The sequence below is a fragment of the Micromonospora sp. 4G55 genome (assembly GCF_016803375.1).
On record NZ_JAEVHN010000619.1, the window covers coordinates 1 to 3,585 of the forward strand.

Annotated in this window: 3 protein-coding genes and 2 pseudogenes; 2 read left to right on the plus strand and 3 right to left on the minus strand. The window is 69.5% G+C overall.

Annotated elements, in window-relative coordinates; translation table 11 throughout:
• Positions 1-805 (plus strand): annotated as a pseudogene (locus JNW89_RS31085) (hypothetical protein); the annotation flags it as partial.
• A 76-nt stretch (positions 806-881) separates the two neighbouring features.
• Here JNW89_RS31085 and JNW89_RS31090 read toward each other — a convergent pair.
• Both JNW89_RS31090 and JNW89_RS31095 read right to left on the minus strand, forming a co-directional pair.
• A complete protein-coding gene (locus JNW89_RS31090; RefSeq protein ID WP_238451788.1) occupies positions 882-1,961 on the minus strand; it encodes an inositol-3-phosphate synthase in 1,080 nt (359 codons plus the stop codon).
• Between the two features lie 23 nt (positions 1,962-1,984).
• Positions 1,985-2,623: a PadR family transcriptional regulator gene (locus JNW89_RS31095; protein WP_238451789.1), complete on the minus strand. Its 639-nt coding sequence runs from the start codon at positions 2,621-2,623 to the stop codon at positions 1,985-1,987.
• A gap of 173 nt (positions 2,624-2,796) precedes the next feature.
• Between JNW89_RS31095 and JNW89_RS31100 the strand changes: the two genes are divergently transcribed.
• Positions 2,797-3,255, plus strand: a complete 459-nt coding sequence (locus JNW89_RS31100; protein WP_238451790.1) for a DUF5318 domain-containing protein — start codon at positions 2,797-2,799, stop codon at positions 3,253-3,255.
• Between the two features lie 139 nt (positions 3,256-3,394).
• Here JNW89_RS31100 and JNW89_RS31105 read toward each other — a convergent pair.
• A pseudogene (locus JNW89_RS31105) lies at positions 3,395-3,585 on the minus strand (hypothetical protein); the annotation flags it as partial.

Consider the following 3,585-nt stretch of genomic DNA (forward strand, 5'->3'; position numbering starts at 1 on the left):
CGGCCCCGCCCAGGCCGCGCCGGGTGAGCCGGTACTCCAGGGGCAGGTCAACGAGGCGGGCACGCCCACCACCCTGCGCGGCGGCTCGGCCACCTCCGCCGCCCTCCGACTGGAGAACACCCACGTCATCGACGCCGAGGAGGTCCAGCTCGCCGGGCCGGCCCTGCGGCTGACGCCGGCCGGGGACATCATCCATCCGGAGGCCGAGGTGGGTTCCGTCACGATGGACCGGACCGGGACCATCTGGGCGGTCACCGGCGAGGGCCTGGAGGGCAACTACGTCGACTACGTGCGGACCAGCTTCAACTCCAACGAGCTGGTGCCGGTCGTGCCGCAGCGGGTGATCGACACCCGGACCGCCGCCGGTCGGGCCCGGATCGTCAACGCCGCCGGCAACCTGGACAGTGCGGGGCGGCTGTTGGGTGGCCGGACGGTCCAGGTCAGCCTGGAGGAATTCGTCTACCTCGGTCAGGCCGTATACGGCAACGTGACCGTCACCGGCGCGCTCGCCGCCGGCTTCCTGCAGATCTACCCGTACCCGGGTCAGCGTCCGCCGGCGTTCTCGACGATCAACTTCCAGGCCGCCCAGACCCTGTCGAACTTCTTCCTGACCGGGATCACTCCCCTGGTCGACCACATCTCGGTACACGCGCAGAAGACCACCCACGTGATCCTCGACGTGGTCGCGTTCGTGGTCGGGCCGGGGCGGGTGAACCCGGCGATCCTGCCTGCCGACGGCGAACTGGCGGCGCAGGACCCGCGGGCGCAGCTGGCCCGGCGGACCAAGCCGTCCTGGGCGAAGTAGCCACCCCGTACGCGACGAGGGCCGGGTCCGTTCGGACCCGGCCCTCGGCCGTGCTGCTCGTCAACGCGTCAGCGCGTCAGCGCTCGACCTCGCCCTTGATGAAGGACTCGACGGCGGCGTGCGCGTCGTGGTCGGCGTACTGCACCGGCGGGGACTTCATGAAGTACGACGAGGCGGACAGGATCGGGCCACCGATCTTGCGGTCCAGGGCGATCTTCGCGGCGCGGACGGCGTCGATGATCACACCGGCGGAGTTCGGCGAGTCCCACACCTCGAGCTTGAGCTCGGCGTTGAGCGGGGTGTCACCGAAGGAGCGGCCCTCCAGGCGGATGTAGGCCCACTTGCGGTCGTCGAGCCACGGCACGTGGTCCGACGGGCCGATGTGCACGTCGCTCTTGCTCATCTCGTGCGGGATCTGGGAGGTCACCGACTGGGTCTTGGAGATCTTCTTCGACACCAGGCGGGTGCGCTCCAGCATGTTCATGAAGTCCATGTTCCCGCCGAAGTTGAGCTGGTACGTGCGCAGCAGCTCCACCCCGCGGTCCTCGAACAGCTTCGCCAGCGCCCGGTGCACGATGGTCGCGCCGACCTGGCTCTTGATGTCGTCACCGACGATCGGCAGGCCCGCGTCCTCGAACTTCTTGGCCCACTCGGGGTCGGAGGCGATGAAGACCGGCAGGGCGTTGACGAACGCGCAACCGGCGTCGATCGCGGCCTGGGCGTAGAACTTGTCGGCCTGCTCCGAGCCCACCGGCAGGTAGGAGACGACCACGTCGACCTGCGCGTCCCGCAGCGCCTTGGCCACGTCGACCGGCTCGGCGTCGGACTCCTCGACGATCTCGCGGTAGTACTGGCCCAGGCCGTCGAAGGTCGGGCCGCGCTGCACCGTGACGCCGGTCGGCGGCACGTCGCACAGCTTGATGGTGTTGTTCTCGCTGGCCACGATCGCCTCGGCGAGGTCCATGCCCACCTTCTTGGCGTCCACGTCGAACGCCGCGACAAACTCCACGTCCGAGACGTGGTAGTCGCCGAAGGTGACGTGCATGAGACCCGGGACGCGGTCGTTCGGGTCGGCGTTCCGGTAGTACTCCACGCCCTGTACGAGGGACGAGGCGCAGTTACCCACACCGACGATGGCGACGCGGACGGAGCCCATAGCGTCTGCCTCCTTCTTCTTCATCACGGCCGCTCTTTCCTGGACTCTCCAGGCGGAGGCGGGCTGTTGTTGTCTCGTCGGCCGCCGGCTGTCCCGGGTTGCGGGACCGTCGGGGCACGGCCGGAGCGCTCGTTGGCGATGAGCTCCTCCAGCCAGCGGACCTCGCGCTCACAGGCGTCGAGCCCATGGCGTTGCAGTTCCAGGGTGTACGCGTCGAGGCGCTCGGCCGCCCGGCCCAGCACGTCACGAAGACCTTCGCGACGCTCCTCGATCGTGCGGCGGCGACCCTCCAGGATCCGGAGTCGGGTCGCCTGGTCGGTCCGGGCGAAGAACGCGAAGTGCACACCGAAGCCCGTGTCGTCGTACGTCTCGGGCCCGGCCTGCGCGATCAGTTGGGCGAAGCGTTCCTTGCCCTCCGCGGTGATTTTGTAGACCACCCGACCTCGTCGGCTGGTCAGCGCGGGAACCTCCTCGGCGGTCGCGGGTGTCTCGGCGGCTTCGGTGATCCAGCCCGCCGCCTGCAGCCGGCGCAGGGTCGGGTAGAGCGAGCCGTAGCTGATCGCCGCCCGGATGGCTCCCAGCTTGGCCGCGAGCTCCTTGCGGAGCTCGTAGCCGTGCATCGGAGCCTCCTGCAGAAGGCCGAGGATGGCGAGCTCGAGCACGGGCCATCCTTCCTACCCCGGCGCAGGGCCGTTAACCGCCTCGATGTATCGGACCGATACATCGCACGTTAGTACCTCACCAGCGATCAGGGCAAACCCCCGCTCCGGGATGTTCTTGTCACTCATCGTGACGGTGGTCGCCTCACCCGGCGGGACCGCGTACCCTTCTCCGCATGCGTACGCAGCGCCAGGTGGTGGACTACTCGCTGAAGAAGCGGGCGGTGCTGCGTGAGCTCCTCGCCGGTCGGGTCGGTACGTACGACGTCTGCGACGCCTCGCCGTACCTGAAGAACGCCGCCCGGTTCCACGGGGAGCCGACCGAGGAGCGGTGCCCGATCTGCCGGAGCGAGAACCTCATCCACGTCCACTACATTTACGGGGACGAACTCAAGCAGTCCGCCGGCCAGGCGCGCACGTTGGCCGAGTTGCCCGTGCTGGCGATGACGCTGCGTGAGTTCCAGGTCTTCGTGGTGGAGGTGTGCCTCGGCTGTGACTGGAACCATCTCGTCGAGCAGTTCCTGCTCGGCCGGGACGGGCTGGCCGAGGGCGGGTCGGAGCAGGGCGCGGTGGGCGGCGTGACCGCCAACGGGGCCGCTCCGGCACGAGAGCGAAGGCGAGAGGCGCAACGGTGAACCTGGCTGGACCGGTCGCTACCGGTGCCGTCGACGACGGACACCCCGCCCGGCAGCTCAACGGCCCGATTGGTCCGAATAGTACGCATCTCACGGCGTCGCTCCGGTCGTACCGCGAGCGGACGTCACGTGTGTCAACTCACGGCAACCCGGTGGTGGCGCCCCCGCGTCCCACCGCGACCGGCAGGGTGTGAGGAATGAACTCGTACGGCGATCCCAGTTCCCCGCGTGCGCGGGCCCAGGTACCGGGCTCGAACGGTGACCCCGGCGCGGCTTCGGCCGGCCGGGCCTCGGTCGGCGGCGCGCCCGCCGGCCGGGCCTCGGCGTCGG